The 6,575-nt window shown below is 46.3% G+C and carries 5 protein-coding genes; 3 read left to right on the forward strand and 2 right to left on the reverse strand.

Translation table 11 applies throughout. The annotated features are described in order from the left end of the window. Positions 1–45: 45 nt before the first annotated feature. The 3 genes from nagB (at position 46) to SFV55_RS21320 (ending at position 4,795) form a co-directional block, all read left to right on the forward strand. Positions 46–1,965, forward strand: a complete 1,920-nt coding sequence (nagB, locus tag SFV55_RS21310) for a glucosamine-6-phosphate deaminase (RefSeq protein ID WP_320031577.1) — start codon at positions 46–48, stop codon at positions 1,963–1,965. Between the two features lie 110 nt (positions 1,966–2,075). Further along, positions 2,076–4,349, forward strand: coding sequence for a beta-N-acetylhexosaminidase (locus tag SFV55_RS21315; RefSeq protein WP_320031578.1), 2,274 nt, complete (start codon positions 2,076–2,078; stop codon positions 4,347–4,349). 149 nt (positions 4,350–4,498) lie between these two features. After that, on the forward strand, positions 4,499–4,795 hold the full coding sequence (locus tag SFV55_RS21320) for a hypothetical protein (RefSeq protein WP_320031579.1): 297 nt from the start codon (positions 4,499–4,501) through the stop codon (positions 4,793–4,795). Positions 4,796–4,866: 71 nt separating this feature from the next. Here SFV55_RS21320 and SFV55_RS21325 read toward each other — a convergent pair whose 3' ends face one another. Next, positions 4,867–5,784, reverse strand: a complete 918-nt coding sequence (locus SFV55_RS21325) for an Rpn family recombination-promoting nuclease/putative transposase (protein WP_320031580.1) — start codon at positions 5,782–5,784, stop codon at positions 4,867–4,869. A gap of 107 nt (positions 5,785–5,891) precedes the next feature. Further along, positions 5,892–6,062 (reverse strand): hypothetical protein, encoded by a 171-nt coding sequence (locus SFV55_RS21330; protein WP_320031581.1) that lies wholly within the window; start codon positions 6,060–6,062, stop codon positions 5,892–5,894. Positions 6,063–6,575 lie beyond the last annotated feature (513 nt).

Consider the following 6,575-nt stretch of genomic DNA (forward strand, 5'->3'; position numbering starts at 1 on the left):
TCTCAACTCCTCAACCCCTCAACCAAACTCTAAAATTTGTTCCACATGGACTTTCTAAAATACCAACTAAAGTCGGTAGAAAAAATCCCGACTAAAGTTTGGGCAGATGCCCGCGAAGGCTCAAAGCACGTTGCCCAATCCATTGCTTTAGCCATTCGTCAACGGCAACAAGAAGGCGAGCACATTGTATTGGGTCTGGCTACAGGATCCTCGCCTATTCAAGTCTACCAGGAATTGGTGCGCATGCACAAAGAAGAAGGTTTGAGTTTTAAAAACGTAATCACCTTCAACCTGGATGAGTATTTTCCCATGAAGCCGGATGCACAGCAAAGTTATGTGCGTTTCATGCGGGAATACTTGTTTGACCATGTGGACATCAAAAAAGAAAACATCAACATTCCCGATGGTACTATTCCCATGGAACAAGCGGACGAATATTGCCGCCAGTATGATAAAAAAATCGAACTGCTAGGGGGAATCGATATTCAATTGTTGGGAATTGGCCGTACCGGACACATTGGATTCAATGAACCAGGTTCCTGGGACACCTCAGATACTCGCCTGGTTCGCTTGGATGCACTCACCCGTCGAGATGCGCTCAAGGATTTCTCCAGTGAAGAAGATGTGCCTTACCGTGCACTCACGATGGGGATTCGGTCCATCATGAAGGCCAAAGCGATCCATTTGCTGGCTTGGGGGCAACACAAGGCAGAAGTAGTAAAAAAGGCGGTGGAAGGCGAAATCACCCCATCCATTCCTGCTTCTTTTTTGCAAAAACACCCAGGTACCCGTTTTCATTTGGATACCGGCGCCGCCGAGGCACTCACCAAATACGAATCACCCTGGTTGGTTGGTATGTGCAATTGGGATGACGATTTGATTTGCAAAGCAGTCGTTTGGCTTTCTCAAAAAGTAGGAAAACCCATCCTTAAACTCACCAGCGAAGATTACAATGAGCACGGTTTAAGTGACCTGACCCTTGAATACGCAGCGGCTTACGAAATCAACATCAAAATCTTCAACCGCCTGCAACACACCATTACAGGTTGGCCAGGAGGTAAACCCAATGCGGACGATTCAACCCGTCCTGAAAGAGCAAAACCAGCCAAAAAACGGGTTATTCTTTTCAGTCCACACCCTGACGATGATGTTATTTCGATGGGTGGAACTTTCCTGCGCCTGGTGGAGCAAGGCCACGATGTACATGTTGCTTATCAAACTTCGGGCAATATTGCGGTTCACGACTACGATGCCTTGCGGTTTGTAGAGTTTTTGCAGGAATTCAATGAAACTGGAGCCAACAATGGTGCAAAAGATGAGTTAGACAAAAAGTACAAAAAAATTCTCAAATTTTTGCACGAAAAGAAATCCGATGAAATGGACATTGCTGAGGTACGCAATGTGAAAGGTTTGATTCGTCGGGGTGAAGCTCGAGCAGGTGCTCGCTTCTGTGGCCTGGATGACAAGCACATTCATTTTCTGGACTTGCCTTTTTATGAAACAGGTCGCACACGCAAAAATCCGGTAGGCGAGGAAGATGTCAAAATCATTGCCGATTTGATGGAAAGCATCAAACCCCACCAGGTGTACGCGGCTGGCGATTTAGCGGATCCACATGGTACGCACCGGGTTTGTCTGGATGCAATTTTTATGGCTTTCGAAAAATTGAAGGAAGAATCCTGGATGAAAGATTGCTGGTTGTGGCTTTACCGCGGTGCATGGCATGAGTGGTCCACTCACGAAATTGAAATGGCCGTCCCCATCAGCCCTGAACAATTGCTGAAAAAACGCCGGGCCATCTTTATGCACCAGTCCCAAAAGGATCGGCCACCTTTCCCTGGCAATGACGAACGGGAATTCTGGCAACGTGCCGAGGACCGCAACCGCGATACGGCGCACATCTACCGTCAACTAGGTTTGGCAGAATACGAAGCGATTGAGGCTTTCCGTCGCTGGAAGTTTTAACGATTTCGGGTTTAGGATTTCGGCTGGTGGTAGGTTTCTAATATTTTAGGGCCAGCCTACACCAGCCGAAACCCGAAATCCCAAACCCGAAAAAACCAAAATCAGATTGCATGAAACACCTTCTTGTTTACTTATTCCTATTTTTGAGCGTATTCACCAACGCCCAATCCCCTACCCTTCCCATTATCCCCATCCCACAAAAAATCACCCCTAAGGTTGGTCAATTCGAATTGAATGCTCAAACCACCCTGCGTTTTGACCTCAACAACGAACAAATCGCCCTGGCCAGCAACTACTTCAATCAATGGTTGAGTAAACATGCGGGTTATAGCTTGTCTACTGGCAAACAGAACAAAAATGCTATTCTCCTTGAATTGACTCCAGGGGTAAGCCAAGCCGAAGGCTACCGTCTGCAAATCACTGGTGATCAAATCAAAATACAAGCCTGGCAACCTGCAGGGTTGTTTTACGGCATCCAGACCCTGATTCAGCTTTTTCCCATTCAAGCGGCGGCGGTTACCAAACTGGCAGCCGTGGACATCGAAGATCACCCCGCTTTTGCTTACCGGGGAGCTATGCTGGATGTTGGGCGTTATTTTTTTCCAGTGGAGCAGGTCAAGGCTTTTATTGACATGTTGGCCCGATATAAAATCAACCGTTTTCACTGGCACCTGACCGAGGACCAGGGTTGGCGCATTGAAATCAAAAAATACCCCAAATTGCAGGAAGTATCTGCCTGGCGCAAGGAGAGCATAGTGGGCCATTACAATAGCACTCCCCGCAAATTTGATGGCCAAAAACACGGCGGCTATTACACCCAGGAAGAAGTGAAAGACATCGTGGAGTACGCCCGCAAACGTTTCATCACGGTCATTCCCGAGATTGAAATGCCCGGGCATGCTCAGGCGGCCATTGCGGCTTACCCAGAATTGGGGTGCCTCGATACAAAACTCGAAGTAGGAACTGTTTGGGGAGTCTCAAAAAATGTGTTTTGCCCCAATGAAGCCACTTTTACTTTTTTGGAAAATGTTCTCACAGAGGTCATGGCCCTCTTTCCTAGTCCTTACATCCACATTGGAGGTGATGAATGCCCCAAGGATCAGTGGAAAACCAATGCTACTGCGCAGGCCATCATCAAACGTGAAAAGTTGAAGGATGAACATGAATTACAAAGCTACTTCATCCGACGCATGGAAAAATTTCTGAACCAACACGGCCGACAAATCATCGGCTGGGATGAAATATTGGAGGGAGGTTTGGCACCCAACGCTACGGTGATGTCATGGCGGGGCACCGAAGGTGGCATTGAAGCAGCCAAACAAGGGCACGATGTCATCATGACGCCTACCTCCTACTGTTATCTCGATTACTACCAATCTTTACACGCCGATGAGCCATTGGCCATCGGCGGCTTTTTGCCTCTGGAAAAAGTATACAGTTACAATCCCATTCCTACTGAGTTGAATGCAGAGCAGGCCAAACACATCCTGGGAGCGCAAGCCAATCTCTGGACCGAATACATCAGCACGGAATCTAAGTTGCAGTATATGTTTTCGCCCCGGGCTCAAGCCTTAGCGGAAACGACCTGGTCGGGAGAAAGCAGGAAGAACTTCCCGGATTTTGTACAGCGCTTGACGGTACACCTGCAACGCTGGAAAAAAGAAGGCTACAATTTTGGCAATCACCTGTACGATGTAAAGGCGCAGGCGAAAGTAGCGGGGAATGGGGTAAAACTCGATGCCTCCAATCCGGCGCAGCAAGGCACTATCCGTTACAGCAACAATGGCAGCAACCCTACCGCGAGTAGTCCCGTAGTAGATGCCACTCAGGCCATCACCCAAAGTGGTAAATACGTATTCCAAACCTTTCAGGATGGCCAGCCTATTGGGCGTTCGGCTAGTTTGGAGCTGAGTTTTCACAAAGCTGCGGGTAAAAAAATCACCTTGAACTCAGAACCTGCCAAACAATACAGCGCAGGCGGGCCAGGTTCCATCATCAACGGGGTATTCGGTAGCGACCAGCGCTTCAACGACGCAGAATGGTTGGGATTTTCCGGCAAAGATTTCAGTGCGGTAATCGACCTCGGGAAGAGCAACAGCCTCAAACAGTTGAAACTCCGCTTTTTCAACAATCCAGGCCAATGGGTTTATGCGCCCAAGGACGTAAAGGTTAGTTGGAGCAATGATGGGATAAATTTTGGTAAAAGCCAAAGTAGTCAGGTGAATGCAGGCACAGACAAAATTGTTCCGCTAAATTTGGCGCTGAAAAACGCCAAGGGCCGTTACCTGAAGCTGGAAGTGAGCAACTACGGGGAGATTCCGGCGGGAGCGCCCGGAGCAGGAAGTAAAGCCTGGTTGTTTGTGGATGAAATTGTTATTGAATAATTGCAGATTTGGGATTGCGGATTTCGGCGGGTAGATTGCATCTGATACTTTGGTTTTCCAGACATGAAAAACAGCACTGACATACCCGAAACTAACGCAAGCAGTGCTCCAGCCGAAATCCGAAATCCCAATTCCGAAATGATACATCAATGTACGGCATAACCAAAAAAACCTTAACCGACGTTTACCAGGAACTGGAAAACATCGAAGTCAGCGACAACGCTTTTGAGCCTATCGCCGAATTGCTGGACGAAGCGATTGCCCTCAGCAGCAAAATCTGCCCCCGCAATAGTTATACCTTGACTGCTCTGGAAAAAACCTGGAAGCAAAAGTTGCAGGATGCTGGTGCCATCGAAAAGCACTTGCCTTCCCATCTCACGGAATTGGATGAAGTGCGCAAGGGCGTAATGATGGAGGTGTATTCGAACTTGTATTTTGGGATTTAGGCCAAAATACGCTGCGATTCGAGATGCAATTATGCTGCTTCTCGATGATGATGCTTAGATTGCACCTATCGCTAAACTTCATATTTAAGTTTGCGCTTTATTTCCAGGACGACCTCCTCTGGCAAGCCTGTGATTTGAATTGTAAAATCTACAGTTGAACCTGAACGAAGCAAGTTTACTGCAACTTCATATCTACCTTCATATTTCCCTTCTTCCTTGCCTTCTTCTTTCGCTTCTTTCTTTGCATCCTCTAAATCCTTTTGCACCGTCTCATTGTGACTGGCGATACTGCGTTGTTCGTCCAGGTAGCGCTCGTACTCACGGCGCTGTGCAGGTGTAAGTTTCGCTACATTGAGTTTTTTCTTTGCCTTTACAAGCCCCTTTGCAGTGAAGGTTTCTTTTATCTGCCCCTTTTTGAAAAAATAGACCCATTCATCCAGCGTATCTTTGATGTTTTCGTCAAAATCTTCCGCTTTGATCAGGTAATAATCGGGGTACAGGTCTTGAGGAAACTTTTTACCGTATAATTCCTGCTGATCATCGGTAAGTTGCAGGATGTCTTTTTTGTGAACCCCTGTAAATATAGTCTGACCGTGGTAGATGTAATCGATGCCCTGTCCTGCCTCAAAATAAACGACGCTTACAGAGATGATTTTCTTTATTTTAGAATATGGATTGCCTTCGTCAATGTTTTCGGTGAGGGTCTTGGCTGCACCAAAAAGGATACGTTGAAGATAATCGTACTCTTTGTTGTTCTGGATTTCGACAATGATGCGCTCATCCTTGTGGTCACGAACCAGAATATCCACGCGGTTGAACTTGTCCGTTTTGGTCTTTTTGTTGGATTCACCGTCTAATATCTCAATGATACGAATGTCCTCTTTGAGCAACTCAGACAAAAAGCCTTCGAGTATCTCAAAGTTTGACTTGTCGCGCAGCATGAACTTCACGAACCAGTCAAAACGGACTAACTTTTTATCGTCACTCATAAAAATTGATGTTCGCATACAAAGATACGAAAAAAAGGAGGATAATCAAATAAAAATAAACAAAAAATTATGTTATTGTAATCCGTGGAGAGTGTATCATTTGTAACCTAAGCTGACTTCTTGAATACCAAATTGTTTTTTACTCGTTTGTATTCCACCGCCCGTTTTTCGGTGTCCAGCTTGATGTCCTCCTCCAATTTTCTGGAATGAAGTCGATACCAATAAGTCGCGGGAATCATATTGCTGCTGTGATGCTCCAAACGATACATCAATTCCATGTTTGGGCTCTCCTTGTCATTCAGTATGCGGCTTAGTTTTGTCTTGTGGATGTCTAAATCAGCAGCAAAATCTGTACTGCTTTTTTTAAAAGGGCCATGTATTTCTAGACATTGGCACCAACTACATTTAATATCTTGTGACCGCCCGTTTCAACGGGTGGATCCAGATGCCCTCACTCTTCACATCTAACATCCTTCCAGAGGCTAACATCATAAAATTGTGATAGATGCGGGCCTCTGGAAGGATGTTAGATGTGAGTAGGTGGGTGGGCTGGAGCCCCCGACTGAAGGCGGGGGTTACAGGATGATAGATGGATTGGGGCAATAAATCACCGAATTCGGTAACCTCTATTTTTTTTCAATCTGTTTCCGAGGGAATGTTCAATGAAGTGTGTCAAGAATTAAAAAATATTGACGAAACCCTAGTTTTGTTCCCCGCGTAGCGACCAGCCATCAATTTGCCGGAGCGAAAGTCAAGGTTGCGGTTCAAAAAATTTGTCCGCTAGGCAAATT

Origin of the sequence: Haliscomenobacter sp. (assembly GCF_033763495.1) — a bacterium.
Classification (GTDB): Bacteria; Bacteroidota; Bacteroidia; order Chitinophagales; family Saprospiraceae; genus Haliscomenobacter.